The 17,292-nt window shown below is 65.2% G+C and carries 13 protein-coding genes; 8 read left to right on the top strand and 5 right to left on the bottom strand.

Annotation, left to right across the window (positions count from 1 at the left end):
* Positions 1-102 precede the first annotated feature (102 nt).
* Complete coding sequence (locus tag QA639_RS32315) at positions 103-1,071, bottom strand: Bug family tripartite tricarboxylate transporter substrate binding protein (protein WP_038377251.1); 969 nt, start codon at positions 1,069-1,071, stop codon at positions 103-105.
* A gap of 119 nt (positions 1,072-1,190) precedes the next feature.
* Between QA639_RS32315 and QA639_RS32310 the strand changes: the two genes are divergently transcribed.
* Positions 1,191-2,159, top strand: a complete 969-nt coding sequence (locus QA639_RS32310) for a TAXI family TRAP transporter solute-binding subunit (protein WP_157345496.1) — start codon at positions 1,191-1,193, stop codon at positions 2,157-2,159.
* Between the two features lie 83 nt (positions 2,160-2,242).
* Here the strand turns inward: QA639_RS32310 and QA639_RS32305 are convergent, their stop codons facing one another.
* Positions 2,243-3,454 (bottom strand): ABC transporter substrate-binding protein, encoded by a 1,212-nt coding sequence (locus QA639_RS32305; protein WP_157345494.1) that lies wholly within the window; start codon positions 3,452-3,454, stop codon positions 2,243-2,245.
* A gap of 185 nt (positions 3,455-3,639) precedes the next feature.
* On the opposite strand from QA639_RS32305, the gene QA639_RS32300 reads away from it, so the two are divergent.
* Entirely contained in the window at positions 3,640-4,761 is a 1,122-nt protein-coding gene (locus QA639_RS32300; RefSeq protein ID WP_157345492.1) for a molybdopterin-binding protein, read from the top strand.
* Between the two features lie 9 nt (positions 4,762-4,770).
* The gene (locus QA639_RS32295; protein ID WP_244978625.1) at positions 4,771-6,813 is read left to right on the top strand and encodes a molybdopterin biosynthesis protein; all 2,043 of its coding nucleotides are present in this window, start codon (positions 4,771-4,773) and stop codon (positions 6,811-6,813) included.
* 768 nt (positions 6,814-7,581) lie between these two features.
* On the opposite strand, the gene QA639_RS32290 is transcribed toward QA639_RS32295, so the two are convergent.
* Complete coding sequence (locus tag QA639_RS32290; protein WP_157345490.1) at positions 7,582-10,143, bottom strand: fused MFS/spermidine synthase; 2,562 nt, start codon at positions 10,141-10,143, stop codon at positions 7,582-7,584.
* Positions 10,144-10,328: 185 nt separating this feature from the next.
* Entirely contained in the window at positions 10,329-10,640 is a 312-nt protein-coding gene (locus QA639_RS32285) for a hypothetical protein (RefSeq protein WP_016847487.1), read from the bottom strand.
* 437 nt (positions 10,641-11,077) lie between these two features.
* Between QA639_RS32285 and QA639_RS32280 the strand changes: the two genes are divergently transcribed.
* The 5 genes from QA639_RS32280 (at position 11,078) to QA639_RS32260 (ending at position 14,827) form a co-directional block, all read left to right on the top strand.
* Entirely contained in the window at positions 11,078-11,416 is a 339-nt protein-coding gene (locus QA639_RS32280; RefSeq protein ID WP_283088041.1) for a hypothetical protein, read from the top strand.
* Between the two features lie 177 nt (positions 11,417-11,593).
* Complete coding sequence (mobB, locus tag QA639_RS32275; RefSeq protein WP_244978623.1) at positions 11,594-12,121, top strand: molybdopterin-guanine dinucleotide biosynthesis protein B; 528 nt, start codon at positions 11,594-11,596, stop codon at positions 12,119-12,121.
* A gap of 54 nt (positions 12,122-12,175) precedes the next feature.
* On the top strand, positions 12,176-12,445 hold the full coding sequence (locus QA639_RS32270) for a sulfurtransferase TusA family protein (RefSeq protein ID WP_028332714.1): 270 nt from the start codon (positions 12,176-12,178) through the stop codon (positions 12,443-12,445).
* Positions 12,446-12,769: 324 nt separating this feature from the next.
* Entirely contained in the window at positions 12,770-14,425 is a 1,656-nt protein-coding gene (locus tag QA639_RS32265) for an OFA family MFS transporter (protein WP_028332713.1), read from the top strand.
* Between the two features lie 153 nt (positions 14,426-14,578).
* Positions 14,579-14,827: a hypothetical protein gene (locus QA639_RS32260; RefSeq protein WP_028332712.1), complete on the top strand. Its 249-nt coding sequence runs from the start codon at positions 14,579-14,581 to the stop codon at positions 14,825-14,827.
* 81 nt (positions 14,828-14,908) lie between these two features.
* Here QA639_RS32260 and lon read toward each other — a convergent pair whose 3' ends face one another.
* Positions 14,909-17,287, bottom strand: coding sequence for an endopeptidase La (gene lon / locus QA639_RS32255; RefSeq protein ID WP_157345486.1), 2,379 nt, complete (start codon positions 17,285-17,287; stop codon positions 14,909-14,911).
* Between the last annotated feature and the right edge of the window lie 5 nt (positions 17,288-17,292).

Genomic DNA, 17,292 nt, shown 5'->3' with positions numbered 1-17,292 from the left:
CTGCCATCGCCGCAGGGCCAGCCACGTCTCGCGGCTGGCATCGCTGGAACAGTGGCCGGCAGCCATCTTGCCTGGCCCTCCGTTTCCCTGGCGACCGGCGCCTCAATCCACCGAGACGCCGGCAAACTCGACGACTTTGCGCCATTTCTCGGTCTCGTCGGCCACCAGCTTGCCGAATTCGGCCGGGGCCATCGGCTTCGGGATGCCGCCGACCTCGGCGAGGCGCGCCACGAGCTTGGGATCCTTCAGCGCTTCGCCGACCGCCTTGTTGAGCGCGTCGACGATTTCCGGCGGGGTGCCCTTCGGCGCCGAGATGCCGTAGAAGCCGACCGCCTCGAATCCCGGCACGGTCTCGGCGATCGCCGGCACGTCGGGCACGCCCGCCCAGCGCTTCGGCGAGGTCACGCCGAGCGCGCGGACGTTGCCGCCGCGGGCCTGCTCCAGCGCCGACGGCAGATTGTCGAAGATCAGCTGCACCTTGTTGGAGATGATGTCGGGGAAGGCGATCGCGGATCCCCGATACGGCACATGCAGCATGTCGCACTTGGTCATCGCCTTGAACAGCTCGGCCGACATGTGCACCGAGGTGCCGTTGCCTGACGAGGCATAGGAGATCTTGCCGGGATTGGCCTTGCAGTAGTCGATGAACTCCTGGACGGTCTTCACCGGCATCGCGTTCGAGACCACCAGCATGTTGGTGAGCTGCATGATGCTCGCGACCGGGGTGGTGTCGCGCAGGAAGTCGAACGGCAGCTTCTTGTAGAGCGAGGTCGAGATCGCGTTGTTGGGCGCGACGAACAGCAGCGTATAGCCGTCAGCCGGCGAGTTGATCGCGGCCGCGGCGGCGATGTTGCCGCCCGATCCGGTGCGGTTCTCGACGATGAATTGCTGGCCGAAATGATCCGACAGCCACTGGCTCATGATGCGGGCGACGATGTCGACCGGACCGCCGGCGGCAAACCCGATCACCCACCGCACCGGGCGGTTCGGATAGTCGGATGCGGATGAGGGGGCAATCGAGGCGAGGCAGCAAATCAAACCAAGCAAAGCGACACGCGCGAACCGGATCATCGTCTCTCCCGTCATTTTCTTGTGACTGTTGCCGGCATGGTTTCACAAAACGCTGGCTTTGCCTACGACGTCGCCCGTGCGACGATAGTCGGGCTGGTGTGGAATGCTTGAGGCTCGGGATGAAATTCGCTGTTATGATGTGCGCCGGCGCGCTGCTGCTCGCGGGCGGGGCGGCGGCGCAAGAGGGGAGCAAGACCATTTCCAAGACCACGATCAGTTTCGCCACGGCGACGCCGGGTGGCGGGTTTCCGCTCTATGGCAATGCCCTCGCCGAGGTGATGAATACGGCAGACCCGATGCTGTCGATCGAGCCGCGCAACACCAAGGGCTCCAATGAGAACATCCCGCTGCTCGAGGCCGGCAACGTCGATATCGCGACCGTGGCGGGCGAGCCGTCCTATGAAGCCTTGATGGGCATCGGCCGGCCGAAGGCCACGAAGCTGAAGATTCTCACGGCGATGTATTCGAGCCCGGGCATGTTCGTGGTGCGTGCCGACAGTCCCTACAAGACGATCCAGGACCTGGTCGGCCAGCCCGTCGCGTTCGGCGCCAAGGGCTCCGGCCTGCCGATCCTGTCGCGCTACATCCTCGACGGCATCGGGCTGAAGCAGGACGAGGACTTCAAGTCGATCTATCTCGATCGCGCCGGCGATGGGCCCGCGATGGTCGAGGACGGCCGCGCCGCCGCATTGTGGGGCGCCGGCATCGGCTGGCCCGGCTTCACCAAGATGGCCGAGAGTGCCACCGGCGCCCGCTTCATCGCGCCGACCACGGACGAGATCGCCCGCATCCGCGCCAAGCACACTTTCCTCAAGCCGCTGACGATCCCCGCCGGCGTCTATCCGAAGCAGACCGCGGCAATCTCTTCGGTCGGCTCCTGGAGCTACATCCTGGTGCGCGAGACCTTGCCCGACGATGTTGCCTATCGGCTGGCCAAGACGCTGCACGGTATCGAGGCGACCTTCTGCAACAAGCTCGCCCAGGCGTGCGAGACCACGGCGGCGAACACGCTCGCCGCCGCGCCTGATATCAACCTGATCCACCCCGGCGTGCTCAGATATTTCCGCGAGATTGGGGTGGCGAAATGATGAGGGCGAATAGCCAGTAGCGAATGGCGAATGGAAATTCTGATCTATCGCCATCGCCACTCTCTATCCGCCATTCGTCTATCCTATTTCTTCGCCATCGCGCAGGCCGGGTCCGGCGGGCCGAACGCGTCCTCGCCCGAGATCTTGGCCAGGATCTTGTAATAGTCCCACGGATATTTCGACTCGGCCGGGGTCTTGACCTGCACGAGCCAGAGGTCGTGCACCATCAGATTGTCCTCGCGCAGCTTGCCGTTGCGGGCGAAGAAATCCTCGACCGGCTTCTCGCGCATCTTGGCCGCAACCTTGAGCGGATCGTCGGTGCCGGCATCCTTGATCGCGTTCAGATAGGCGGTCACGGAGGAGTAGACGCCGGCCTGCCACATCGTCGGCATCCGGTTCATCTTGGCGAAATAGCGCTTCGACCACTCGCGGGTCTTGTCGTCCATGTCCCAATAGAACGAGGTGGTCAACAACAGGCCCTGCGCGGCCGACAGCCCGATCGAGTGGATGTCGGTGATCAGCGCCAGCAGCGCCGCCATCTGCTGCCCGCCGGCGAAGACGCCGAACTCGGCGGCGGTCTTGATCTCGTTGGTGTTGTTGGGCGGTCCGCCGGCAATGCCGATGATCTTGGCCTTCGAGGCCTGCGCCTGCAGGATGAAGGACGACAGATCGGGCGTCGCAAACGGCGGCCGCACCGCGCCGAGCACCTTGCCGGCGTTCTTGGTCACGATCGCGGAGGCGTCCTTCTCCAGCGAGTGGCCGAACGCATAATCGTCGGTGATGAAGAACCAGCTGTCGCCGCCGCGCTTCACCACTTCCTGCGCGGTGCCGACCGCGAGCGCCCTGGTGTCGAACACCCACTGTATCGCGTAGGGCGAGCAGAATTTTCCGTGGAAATCGGTCGCGCCGGTCGAGTGCGTGATGAACAGCTTCTTCTTCTCGTTGGCGATGTTCTGCACCGCGAGCCCGACCGCCGACACCGGCACGTCGACGATGAGGTCGACCTGATCGACGTCATACCAGCGTCGCGCGATGGTCGCGCCGATATCAGGCTTGAGCTGGTGATCGCCGACGATCACCGAGATTGGCTTGCCGAGCACCTTGCCGCCGAAATCGTCGACGGCCATCTGCGCGGCGGTGACCGAGCCCTGGCCGGTCGGCGTCGAGGCGGGGCCGTTCATGTCGGTCAGCACGCCGATCTTGACGATGTCGTCGGATACCTGCGCCGATACGGTCGGGGAAGCCAGCAGCGCGGCTGCGAGCGTCCCGAACATGGCTAGTCTGGTGGCCTTCATTCTGTCTCCCTCCTGAATTGGCGCATTGGCCATTATTGGTTGTGCCGGGCCTTCGGGGACCCGGTCATATTGGTTTCTTTTGCAACTATATTGGGGAGCGCGTCAACGCGCCATCGGTCTAATGACGCAGCCCCGGTCGGGCGAGAGGCAGTTTCCTTCGGGGCCGATTCAGTCCATAGCGGGCCATGGTCACCGCCCAGCGCCTTCCGCCTTCGCTCACCCCGCTCGATGCGGCACTGGCTGCCGTGCTGCGCGACGTCGGGTCGGTCCAGCCGATCGCGTTGCCGCCGGCCGACGCCTTGCGCTGCATTGCAGCCGAGATGCCGGCCTTGCGCGCCTACCCGCCGCACGATATCGCGGTCAGCGACGGGTGGGCGATGCGCGCCAATGACCTGGTCGGCGCGTCTTCCTATGCGCCGTTGCCGCTGGCCGAACCTCCGGTCTGGGTGGCGGCAGGCGCCGCGATGCCTGATGGCACCGACTGCGTCGTCGATGCCGATGCTGTCGATACCTCCGGTCCGCTTCCGCAGGTGCTCGCCGAAGCAATCCCGGGGCAGGGCGTCAGGCGTGCCGGCAGCGACATCGCCGTCGGGCGCACCGTGATCGCCGCAGGGGAGCCGCTGCTGCCGCGCGGCCTGCTGCTCGCGCGCGCGGCCGGACTGCGGATGTTGCGCGTGCGCTGGCCGCGGCTTCGCATCGTCAACATCGCCAATGGTGAGCTGACCGCACAACTGATCGCTGACACCGCGCGCCTCGCGGGCGCTGAGGTCGTCGGCATCGAGGCGGCGCCCGATGTGACGACGATTGCAAACGCACTCGATACCGACGGTTGCGATCTGATCATCACGATCGGCGGCACCGGCGTTGGTCACACCGATGCGACAGTGAATGCACTGGCGTCGCGCGGCACGCTGATCGCGCACGGCATTGCCCTGCAACCGGGGCGCACCACGGCGGTCGGCCGTATCCACACAACGCCGGTCGTCGCCTTGCCGGGCGCGCCGGATCAGGCTTTCGCGGCCTGGTGGGCAATTGCGCTTCCGGTGCTCGACCGCCTGTCGGGCCGGCGCGCGCGCAAAACGCTGGCGCTGCCGCTGGAACGCAAGATCGCCTCCGGCGTCGGCATTGCCGAGGTCGTACTGCTGACACGCGAGCAAGGTACCCAGCAGGATTCCTGGGCGGCGCTTTCGACCGGCGACCTGTCGCTCGATGCCATCGCGCGCGCCGAAGCCCTGCTGATCGTGCCCGGCGCTGCCGAGGGCTTCGCTGCGGGCACGATCGTCGATGCCTATATGTTGCGGGAGTGAGTTCCCGAGATGAGCAAGATGCCCGCATCGAACGAGAGTAAGCAGCAACGTCCTTCCGGGGCGCGCGATAGCGCGAACACGGAATCTCGAGATTCCGGGTCTGGTGCTGGCGCACCATCCCGGAATGACACCTCCCGCTTCGAGCAGGACCAGTTCCTGGCCATCCTGTCGCGCGAGGAGGCGATCGCACGCTTCGAGGCGGCGCTGTTCCCGCTCCAATTGCCGTCCGAGAGATGGCGGCTCGCCGATGCGCTTGGCCGTGCGCTGGCGGAGGACGTGGTGGCGCCGATCGACGTGCCGCCATTCGATCGCTCCAATGTCGACGGCTTTGCGGTGCGCTCGGCCGATCTGGCGCGCGCCGGCGAGGCTGCGCCGGTGCAACTCGCGCTGAACGGCGAGACGATTTCGTGCGGCACCGCGCCCACCCTGCCGGTGCTTCCGGGCACCGCGACCGCGATTGCGACCGGCGGTCCGGTGCCGCGCGGCGCTGATGCGATCGTGATGGTCGAGCACACCCAGCCCGCCGGCCACGGCACCATCGAGGTCCGGCGTGCGGCGTCGCCCGGCCAGTTCGTGTCCTATGCCGGCTCCGACATCGCGCGCGGCGAGGCCCTGCTGCGCGCCGGAACGATGATCGGGTCGCGCGAGATCGGCATGCTCGCGGCCTGCGGCATCGCCGACGTTGAGGTGGTCCGCCGTCCGCGGGTCGCAATCCTCTCGACCGGCGACGAGCTGGTGCAGCCGGGCGAGAAGCTGCGGCCGGCCGCGATCTACGACACCAACGGCGCGATCGTCACCGCGGCGATTGCCGAGAACGGCGGCGACGCGTCGTTTCTGGGCGCAATCGCCGACAATGAGGCGATGCTCGAGGCCGCGATGCGCAAGGCGCTGGCGGACAGCGACATGCTGGTGCTGTCGGGCGGCACCTCCAAGGGCGCGGGCGATGTCTCGCACCGGATCATCGCCCGGCTCGGCGAGCCCGGCATCATCGCGCATGGCGTGGCGCTGAAGCCCGGCAAGCCGCTGTGCCTTGCGGTGTGCGACGGCAAGCCGGTCGTCATCCTGCCGGGCTTTCCGACCTCGGCGATGTTCACCTTCCACGACATGATCGTGCCGGTGCTGCGGCGGATGGCCGGGCTGCCGCCGCGCTCGGATGCCAAGGCGGCGGCGAAGGTGCCGGTGCGCATCGCCTCCGAGCTCGGGCGTACCGAGTTCGTGATGGTGTCGCTGGTCGAAGGCGCCGACGGCCTGATCGCCTATCCCGGTGGCAAGGGTTCGGGCGCGATCACGTCGTTCGCGCAGGCCGACGGCTTCCTGAAGATCGAGGCGCTGGCCGACCAGCTGCCGGCCGGCAGCGAGGCCGAGGTGACGCTGTTCACGCCGCATGTGCGGGTACCCGATCTCGTCATCGTCGGCAGCCATTGCACCGGGCTCGATCTCGTCACCGCGCCGCTGGCGCATGCCGGTCTCGTGGTGCGCTCGATCGCGGTCGGCAGCCTCGGCGGACTCGCTGCCGCCAAGCGCGGCGAATGCGATCTCGCCCCGATCCACCTGTTCGACGACAAGACCGAGACCTACAACACGCCGTATCTGACCGGCGGGCTCGAACTGGTGCCGGGCTGGCGGCGCATGCAGGGTATCGTGTTCCGCAAGGACGACACGCGCTTTGCCGGCTTGAGCGCAGAGCAGGCGGTGCGCGCCGCGCTTGCCGATCCCGCCTGCATCATGGTCAACCGCAACCAGGGCGCCGGCACCCGCATCCTGATCGATCGCTTGCTAGCGGGCAGCCGGCCCGACGGTTACTGGAATCAGCCGCGCTCGCACAATGCGGTTGCGGCCGCAGTGGCGCAGCACCGCGCCGACTGGGGCATGACCATCGCGCCGGTCGCCGATGCGTCGGGACTCGGCTTCATACCGCATGCTGAAGAGCATTATGACTTCGCGTTGGTGACGGCGCGCAAGCAGCGGCCCGCGGTGCAGGCCTTTCTCGATGTGCTGGCGTCGGATGAAGGGCGGGCTGCATTGACGAAGGCGGGGTTCAGGCCGGCGTAGCGTGAGTGTTGGCGTGTGCATGGCACGCGCGGGTGCCGCAGCAATCATCGCTGTCGTCCCGGCGAAGGCCGGGACCCATACACCGCGGCCGATGTTGGGAACGAAATTCGTCGTTCCAGCGTCGCGCAACAGGCAGCATTTGTGGTTATGGGTCCCCCGGCCTTCGCCGGGACGACACTGAATATGTGGCGCGGCCGGCGGGTTATGCATCCGCATTCTCGCGACATGATCTGCCCGAGTTTTGCATCTCATCCGCCCTCTTCGAACAGAGGGCGCAGGGAAAGCCGGGTGCCGATCGCACCCATGGGCCCCGTGCAAGAGGTAGAAAGCACGGGGGTAGGACCACAGGTGTAACCGGAGCAACCCGGCTTTCCCTGCGCGATGGTTTACGGCTTACTTCGTGCTCTCCCCGGCGAGACTGGGCTTGTTTGTCACCGCCTTCGCAACGACGCTTGCGCATCGCGCGAAAAGACACCTGCCGCTAGGGCGTCAGGACCACACGACTTCACCGTCCGCTTCATGCGCACTCGTCAGTTGCGCAATCGGCGTCCACCGCATCTCACCGCAACACCCGTGACGATGCGCAGCGCCCCTCGATCGGGTGAGACGTACATATTGAACATCTGAGTTGGGTCGAATGCCAAGCGGAATATTTTCTTATCGCGGGATTGACAGGTTTTGCTGAGTTGCCCGTCGGGCTGTCTTGCCGCACCAAACTAACCATCGACGTCATTCCGGGGCGACGCCACCGGAATGACGGGGACTTCATCACTCGCTCAGCTTGCGGTCCAGGAAGTCGACATAGGAATTGTCCGGGTCCAGTTTGACGGCCAGGCGAAGCGCGGCTCGGGCGGCGGACTTGTCGCCGTCGGCCGTGGCCTTGTGCTCGTCCAGGATCGCATTGGCCACCGTGCGCGCGGTGTCGAGACGGGCCTCGTCGATGGAACGGTCGGCAAGATAGTTTTCCACCGGCTCGCGGAGGCGCTTCAGTTCGTCCACGCTGACCGAACCCAGCGGATACCAGTTGTAATATTCGAGACGCGGCCGATCATCCGTGAGGCTCGGCACGTCCCCGACAAAGGCCGCGAGTTTTTCATCGGCGGCGATGAACGTCGCCAGGAATTCCTCGGGCGAGCCGAGGCCGTTTGCCGTCAGGTCTTCAGCCACCGCGGGCTTCGACATGCGCATGGCGAGCTCGCGCGGATCGATGTTCAACGGTTCATCGGAGGCGATCGCCACACCTTCCATTCTGGACGGCAGCCACAGCGAGACATGCTTGAACTGGCCCATCATGGCCTTGAGTATCATCTTCGGAAGAATGCCGCGGTTGAAATCCAGCGGCACCCACTGCGCGAGAACGCCGCCGGGACGCATCTTCTGCTTTGCCAGCGCATAGAATTCCTCCGTGTAGAGGTTGATGACGCCGGCATCATGGGGCGGTGGCGGCTCGAGCGTGATGACGTCAAATGTCTCCTTGGTCCCCAGCAGGAAGTGGCGCCCGTCCGCGACGATCTGATGGACTTTGGGATTTTGATAGAACTGCTTGTTGATCGGCACGAAGTGGGGCGCAAATTCGAACACCGTCGATGCCAGATCGACCGCGTCGATCGATTGCAATTCCTCGTGGGTGCTCACCGCTCCCACCGTGGTTCCGGTCCCGATGCAAATGACGACAGCCGCTTCAACCGGGCCCTGGTGCAGCAGAATGGGATAGTGCCCCATCGCGGCCATGTAGCGTCTGCCCTCGGGACGGTTGTTGGCATAGCTCTTCGAATTCACCACCAACTGCTGATAGGTGCCCGCCGCCTTCTCGCGATACTCGACCACCGCAAACGTCGCTTGCCGGGTTTCCCGCAACTCGAGCACATTGGCGCCTTCGATCGCGGTCAGGACCCGCTCCAGATAGTGCGGGGTGAAGAGCAGCAGCGCTACGGCGATGACGCTCGCGGCGATCGTCCCTTGCCGCCACAGGCTCCGTTCTCTCAGAAGATCCGGCTGCGACATGGTCGTCGCGACGAACAGCAGGACGTTCACGGCAATCAGCGCGGTGAGCGCGCCCTGGCTACCCAGATACGGGATCAGCAGAAACCCCGCCGCCAGCGAGCCCACGACGCCGCCAATCGTGTTCAGGGCGTAGAGCGTGCCGATCCTGCGGCCGAGCGCGCTCATCTGCATCACGGTCAATTCGCTGGCCAGCGGAAAGCTGATGCCGATCAGCGTGGTCGGCAGCAACAGGGCAACAGCGCAGACCAGGAAGAATGAAACGTCACCTCCCAACAGCTCCTGCACCGGGACTGGAAGCAGGCCCGATACGACGGGAGACAGCGCTACTCCCATGGTCCGAGCCTTGCCGAGTATTCCGACGGTCAGCGTGGCCGCAACCGCGATCAGCAGCTGCGTCACGGCGAAGTATCGCAGCAATTGATCCTTGCGGGGGGCGAGCAGCCTGGCGCAGATCAGGGCGCCGATCACGAGCCCCAGCAAGTAAACGCCGAGCATGCCCGAGAAGGCGTAGACACTCGAGGTGCTGACATTGGTCAGGAATCGGAACCAGACGACCTCATAGGCGATCGATACAAAACCGGAGCACGCGAAAATCCAGATCAGGATCGACGTCCTGTCACTCGCGGTCGTGGCGGTTTGCACCGGTGCCTGTGCCGCGACCGGCAAGAGCGGGCTTGCGCCGCGCGCAACTAACAGGGCAACGACGCCGACGCAGACATACAACGCTGCCGCAACCAGGCTCGATCCCGCGATGCCCCAAAGGCCCATCAGCACAAAGCCGGCCGCCAGGGTGCCGATGGCGGCGCCCAGGGTGTTGAACCCGTAGAGCAGACCGATGCGATTGGCGAGATCGGTTTGTGTGCGGGTCAGGAATTTCACCAGGAAGGGCAGGGTCGCGCCCATCAACATCGTTGGCAGCGACAGGATGGCGAGCGACACGGCGACCATGAGAGGCAGCCGGAAGGAAGACTCCAGGTCCAGCATCGGTGACAGCCAGCCCACCCATGTCGGCCAATGCGACAGGAACGCGGTGACCGCGAGAGAAACGAGGGCGAGGGCGAGTTCGAGCAACCCGTAGATTTTCAGGGGGTGGCTGACGACGTCGGCGATCCGACCTCCCAGGGCGCTGCCCAGCGAGAGGCCGAAAAAGAAGCTTGCCACCGTGACGCTGACGGAGACGGTCGCGCTTCCCAGCACGAATTGCAGTTGCTTGAACCAGAGGACCTGCAGGATCAGCGATGCCGCGCCCGATGCCAAAAAGATCGCCGTGACCAGAACCCGGCTTTTCAGGCTTACGGCATCTCGAACGCCACCACGATTGTGCACTGGACCGGTCTCCCGTTGAACGGGAGAACAGGTAAGGCAAATGCTCTTAATTATTGCCTTATGGCGGAGCGGCGCTGCGAGGCAGCCGGATCGCGTTGAGATTGCTGGGAAAATTGCCGTTTGGCGGATGCTTGCCGGGCCGAACGATCGCGCTGTGAGAGGGCCTTCTGCGTTGCCGATCCAGCTCAGTGCCGCATGGCCGTCTCCACGAACTCCAGCACGGAGCGCGGGACCTCTTCGTATTCGACGAAACGGCGCCGAAGCTCGTCGGCAATGTCGGTCGTGACGTCGCGCGACCATCCTTCGTTGGTATTGAAGGCCACGATGCGGACCGGGCGGCTGTACTGGTCATCCAGGAGACGCCGGATCAGCGTTTTCCGGTCAGTGCCTTCTTCGTCGGTTTCGCTCCAGGCACGGCCCAGTCGGCCAAAATCGTTCAGCACCAGATAGGTGTCGTGATCGATTGAATGCGGCACAATCGAAGGCGAGCGAGGCATACATAGTCCTCCATGGTGCACATTATCGTGTTCCGATCGCCCTGCGTATTGGAAATTTCGAGGTAAATCCGCTGGATAGCGGGATTGCGCGTGACGTGAGCGGGGGCTGCAACATGCATTGGAGCAAACCGTCCCGTCGCTGGTTATCTCCCATCACCGACATGGGCCCTGTTGTGGATGTCGGTGGTTGAACGACCGATGGGGCTCCCACCCGCTCGAGGAGCGGAGCGATGTTAAGAAGGCTTCGTTTTAGGAATACAACGCTGGAAGAAGTGCTGGCAGTCGATACGCAGCGGCCGCGGAAGAGGCTACGGATGCGTGACCAGCCCCCGAGAGAGAGCCGATCGGCAAGGCTGGCCAAGCCGGGGCGGCCGGTCAGTCAACGAACCGACTGACCCTGCGGGATAGCGAGCCGAGCGCAACTTGCGGGGCGGCCCGTGAACTGGTTCGCCGATTGCGGCGACCAATCGATCATGGCATTCGACACCGTCAATTTTCGCAAGATTGCCGCGCTCGTCGCGGCGGCCAGCACCTTGTTCTGGCTCTACACCTTCTACGCCATCGCCCATGTGCCGCCTGGCGACGGCACCGGCTTCCAGTGGCTGGCGGTGTTTCCGCTCGGCATGGTGTTCGGCCTGTTCTTCCTGCCGGCCTGGCTGCTCGTCGCCATCGGCCGATTGCCGAGATTCACCGCGGCGCTTGCGGTCTGTGGCCTGATCGCGTTCGCGGTGCTTTGGGCACAGCTGCTGCAGGAGTTTCCGAGGGCGGTCCTCTAGCGAGCCAGCCGATCCTCATCCGCCGGCAAGCCTGGCATGACATTGCTTCAAGGCTGATATAAGCAGCGTTGGGCGCAAGTCGCGGCCTTCCATCGTCACGGCTGGTCCCGGCCATCCATGTCGGGCGGAACCGCAGGCGTGGATACCCTAACGATTGGCATGTCTTCGGAGACGCGTATGAAAGTGATTGGCCTCGCGGGCTGGAGCGGTGCCGGCAAGACCACCCTGCTGTCGCGGGTGATCCCCTGCCTGCTGGGCCGCGGCCTGCGTGTCTCCGTGATCAAGCACGCCCACCATGAATTCGATGTCGACGTGCCCGGCAAGGACTCCTGGGTGCACCGGCAGTCCGGTGCGACCGAGGTGCTGGTGTCCTCGACGCGGCGCTGGGCGCTGATGCACGAGCTGCGCGGCGCCGATGAGCCGCGGCTGCCGGAGCTGCTCGCCAAGATGGCGCAAGTCGACCTGGTCGTGGTCGAAGGCTTCAAGCGCGAGCCGGTCAACAAGATCGAGGTGTACCGCGCCGCCAACGGCAAGCCGCTGCTGTTTCCCGACGACCCGCGCGTGGTCGGGATTGCCAGCGACGTCGCCGTTGCAACCACGCTGCCGGTCGCGCATCTCGACGACATCGAGGACGTTGCCGCATTGATGCTGCGCGCCGCGATCCCCGTCGACGACGTGCTCGCGTCGGCTCCGGCCGAAGGCTGAAGCGGATGAGGAGGCGGCGTTGACGACGCAGGACGGCTTCGCCATGGTCGAACCATGACAACGACGAAGCTCGATCTCACCGGCCTGAAATGCCCGCTGCCGGCGCTGAAGACGCGCAAGGCCCTCCGAAGCGTAACGGCGGGAGATTTCCTCGAGGTGCACTGCACCGATCCGCTTTCGGTGATCGATATCCCGGCCCTCATCCAGGAGACCGGCGACAAGGTCGAGATCACCGAACGAAGCGACGCCCGGATCGTTTTCTTGATCGAGAAGATCAATGGAGCGATAGGCAATTCGAATGCTGCGTTGCCGCGTACCAGCTAGATGCAGCTTGATATCTACCTTTTGCCTATCGACACCTATTTTCCATTCTGCGCGAATTGATAATGTCCGCCGGGTTGTGGTGATGGAGTTGTGCTCGAGTGTGGGCGCATCGACGGACAACGACTGGGCCTGTGTCCAGATCACGGGCTGAACGGCCGGCATATCCGGTCGTATTGGGGGTTAGCATTTCCGGAATGTGCGTGGTTGGTCCCGACGCATTGAGGAAATGTGCGGAGCTGCCGGCTGACGCTGGCCGCAAGGGGCTGAGACGGGATCGAAGACGCAGATGCGCCTGTCGTAATGGCGGCTGCAGGGGAGGTGTCAATGACCACAGTGAGCAGCGCCGGACGCGTATCCGCGTCAGGTGCAGGTTTCCTCGACAAGGAACATACAATCGCGACAGCCGGCTTCAACCGCTGGCTGGTGCCGCCGGCCGCGCTCTGCATCCATCTGTGCATCGGCATGGCTTACGGCTTCTCGGTGTTCTGGCTGCCGCTGTCGCGCGCGATCGGCCTGACCGCGCCGAAGGCGTGCCCCGACATCTCGCTGGTGCAGGAGCTGTTCACCACCACCTGCGACTGGAAGGTCGCGAGCCTCGGGTGGATGTACACGCTGTTCTTCGTGCTGCTCGGCGTCTCCGCCGCGATCTGGGGCGGCTGGCTCGAGAAGGTCGGTCCGCGCAAGGCCGGCTTCGTCGCGGCGCTGTGCTGGGCCGGCGGTCTCGTGATCGGCGCGCTCGGCGTCTACACGCACCAGCTCTGGCTGATGTGGCTCGGCTCCGGCGTGATCGGCGGCGTCGGCCTCGGCCTCGGCTACATCTCGCCGGTGTCGACGCTGGTGAAATGGTTCCCCGACCGGCGCGGCATGGCGACCGGCATGGCGATCATGGGCTTCGGCGGCGGCGCGATGATCGGCGCCCCGCTCGCCGACAGGCTGATGAACTACTTCAAGACCCCGACCTCGGTCGGCGTCTGGGAGACCTTCCTCGCCATGGGCGCGATCTACTTCGTGTTCATGATGATCGGCGCGTTCCGCTATCGCATTCCGCCGGCCGGCTGGCAGCCCGAGGGCTGGACGCCGCCGACGAAGGCCAACGCGATGATCTCGAGCAAGCACGTCCATCTCGACAACGCGCACAAGACGCCGCAATTCTGGCTGATCTGGTGGGTGCTCTGCCTGAACGTGTCGGCGGGCATCGGCGTGATCGGCATGGCCTCGCCGATGTTGCAGGAGATATTCGCGGGCAAGCTGATCGGCCTACCCAATGTCGGCTTCAACCAGCTCGATGCCGGACAGAAGGCGCAGATCGCGGCGATCGCGGCCGGCTTTGCCGGATTGCTGTCGCTGTTCAACATCGGCGGCCGCTTCTTCTGGGCGTCGCTGTCGGACAAGATCGGCCGCAAGAACACCTACTACACGTTCTTCATCCTCGGCATCGCGCTCTACGCGCTGGCGCCGACCTTCGCAGCGATGGGATCGAAGCTGTTATTCGTGCTCGGCTTCGGCATCATCCTGTCGATGTATGGCGGCGGCTTCGCCACCGTGCCGGCCTATCTCGCCGACATGTTCGGCACCCAGTTCGTCGGCGCCATCCACGGCCGTCTGCTGACGGCATGGTCGACCGCCGGCATCATCGGTCCTGTCGTGGTGAACTACATCCGTGAGTTCCAGCTTGCCGCCGGCGTGCCGCGCGACCAGCTCTACAACACCACGATGTATATCCTGTGCGCCATGCTGATCGCGGGCCTGATCTGCAACTACCTGATCAAGCCGGTCGATCCGAAATGGCATATGAGCGACGCCGAGGTCGCCAAGCTGCAGGATGCGAGCGCCAGCGCCGCGGCGGCCGGACCGCACGGTTCCTACGGGATCGGGTTCGGCGGGCTCGACGCCAAGGCGGCGCTGTTCTGGCTGTTCGTCGGCATTCCACTGGCGTGGGGCGTCTACATGACGCTGCTCAGCGCTGTCAAAATCCTCTGATCGCAGTTCAGGCCGCGCGCGGGACATCTGGCATCCCGCGCGCGGCCTGAAGCGTTTTCGAGCGACGCGGGTGCCGGATCGCGCGAAGAAGACGCGTCGAACAAGAAGCTCTCCTCCGTTCAATTCAACAGATAATCAAGGGACATTTCAGTCATGTTTCGTACCGCAAGCTGTCTTGTGGCCGCCCTGCTTCTCGCCGGCTCGCTGCACACCGCATCAGCCCAGACCACCGAGGCCAAGCCGTCGAAGGTCAAGCTCACCATGCAGAAGCTGAAGGACATGAAGGCGAAGTGGAAGGCCAACAAGCCAAAGCTGAAGGTCTGCCGCGCCGAGGTGAAGTCGAAGGGCCTGACCGGCGACGACCGCTGGTTCTACATCGAAGAATGCATGGGCAAGAGCTGAGCGGCACCGCTCCGCTATCTGCAACGCAAGAGGGCGTGACGGCGATCGCTGTCATGCCCTCTTGTTGCGTTCGAGACGCGATCACTCCGCGGCGGCGGGCGTCGTCTTGGCGGCCTCCAGCGCGGCTGCGATCGCTTCGTCGACCCGTTCGAGCCAGATGAACTCCAGCTTGGCGCGGGCGCCGGCGGGGATGTCGTCGAAGTCGCGCTTATTGCGCGCCGGCAGCATCACACGGGTCAGGCCGGCGGCCGCGGCCGCGACCACCTTCTCCTTGATGCCGCCGACCGGCAGCACGAGGCCGCGCAGCGAGATCTCGCCGGTCATCGCGGTGTCGCTGCGCACCGTGCGATCGGTCAACAGCGAGGTGAGGGCGGTGAACATCGCAACGCCCGCGCTCGGGCCGTCCTTCGGCGTCGCGCCGGCGGGAACGTGGACGTGGATGTCGCTCTTCTCGAACACGCCGGGGTCGATGCCGAGCTGGGACGCCCGGCTCTTCACCAGGGTCAGCGCGGCCTGCACGCTCTCGCGCATCACCTCGCCGAGCTGGCCGGTGAGGATCAGCGCGCCGCGGCCCGGCGTGCGCGACGCCTCGATGAACAGGATGTCGCCGCCGACCGGGGTCCAGGCCAGTCCGGTGGCAACGCCCGGGATGCTGGTGCGCATCGCGATCTCGTTCTCGAACCTCGGCTGGCCGAGCAGCGAGACGATGTCCTTCGGCGCGATGGTGACGTGGCTGGTGCTGCCCTCGGCGATCTGTACCGCGACGTTGCGCAGCACCTTGCCGATCTCGCGCTCCAGGTTGCGCACGCCGGCCTCGCGGGTGTAGCTGCGGATGATCAGCCGCAGCGCATCCGGATCGATCTCGACCTGCTCGGCCTTGATCCCGTTGGCCTCGAGCTGGCGGCGCACCAGATAGCGCTTGGCGATCTCGAGCTTCTCGTCCTCGGTGTAGCCGGCGAGGCTGATCAGCTCCATGCGGTCGAGCAGCGGGCCGGGGACGCCGTCGAGCATGTTGGCGGTGGCGATAAACACGACGCGCGAGAGGTCGAACGGCACCCCGAGATAATTGTCGCGGAAGGTGCTGTTCTGCTCGGGGTCGAGCACTTCGAGCATCGCGGCCGACGGATCGCCCTGGATGCCGCGCCCCATCTTGTCGATCTCATCCAGCATCATGACGCAATTGCGCGCGCCGGCCTTCTTGATCGCCTGGATGATGTTGCCGGGCAGCGCGCCGATATAGGTGCGGCGATGGCCGCGAATCTCGGCCTCGTCGTGCACGCCGCCAAGGCTGACACGAACGAACGGCCGCGACATCGCGCGCGCGATCGATTGGCCGAGCGAGGTCTTGCCGACGCCGGGCGGGCCGAGGAAGCACAGGATCGGCGCCTTGCCGCCGGGCGCGAGCTTGCGCACCGCCAGATATTCGATGATGCGGCTCTTGATCTTCTCGAGGCCATAATGGTCCTGGTCGAGGATCTTGCGCGCCTCCGCGATGTCGATCGGCTTCTCCTCCGGAATGCTCCAGGGCAGGTCGATCAGCCAGTCGAGATAGCTGCGCACCATGCCGGATTCGGCCGCGGCCTCCGGCATCCGCTCGTAGCGGCGCAGTTCCTTCTGCGCCTGGCTTTCGGCCTCCGGCGGCATCTTGGCCTCCGCGATCGCCTTGGTCAGTTCGGCGACTTCCGCAGCCTTGCCGTCGCCTTCGCCGAGCTGGCGCTGGATCGTCGCCATCTGCTCGCGCAGGATCGCCTCGCGCTGCCGCTCGTCGAACACGGCCTTGGTCTTCTGCCCGATCTCCTGGCTCAGCCGCAGCACCTCGATGCGCTCGGCGAGGTGACGCGACACCTTGTCCATCCGCGCCACGAGATCGATGGTTTCCAGGATGTCCTGCTTCTCCGACGGCTTGATGTCCATGTAGGACGTCGCAAGGTCGGCAAGGGTTGCCGGCGAGGTGGTGCCCTGCAGTGCGGCGATCAGCTCCTGCGGCACTTGCGGCAGCAATTGCGCGGCCTCCAGCGCCTGGCGCTGCAGATTGAGGAAGCGCGCCTCGATCTCGGGCGAAGTGGTGGTCGGCTCCGGGATTTGCAGCACGCGGGCCGCGAGGAACGGCGTGCCCGGCAGATAGTCGAGCACGCGCATGCGCTGCACGCCCTGGCAGACCAGATGGTGGGTGTCGTCCGCACCGGTGATGTAGCGCACGATGTTGGCAGTTGTGCCGACGCGGTACAGCCCGTCGGCGCCGGGATCGTTGGTCTCGGGATCGCGCTGCAGCAGGATGCCGATCGGCCGCTGCTCGCGCACCGCCTGCTGGGCCGCGGCAATCGAGGTCGCGCGGGCGATCGTGATCGGAATGATGACATCCGGAAACAGCACGGTGTTGCGCACCGGGACGATGATCAGCGCGTCGCTCGGAATCGGCGTCGAAGTCGATGCTGGGCTTGAAATGTCTGAGGCAGCCATGTCGA

It is taken from the genome of Bradyrhizobium pachyrhizi (assembly GCF_029714545.1).
GTDB lineage: Bacteria > Pseudomonadota > Alphaproteobacteria > Rhizobiales > Xanthobacteraceae > Bradyrhizobium > Bradyrhizobium pachyrhizi.
Note: the sequence above shows the minus strand (reverse complement) of the source record. Positions and strands in the feature narration are given on the sequence as shown.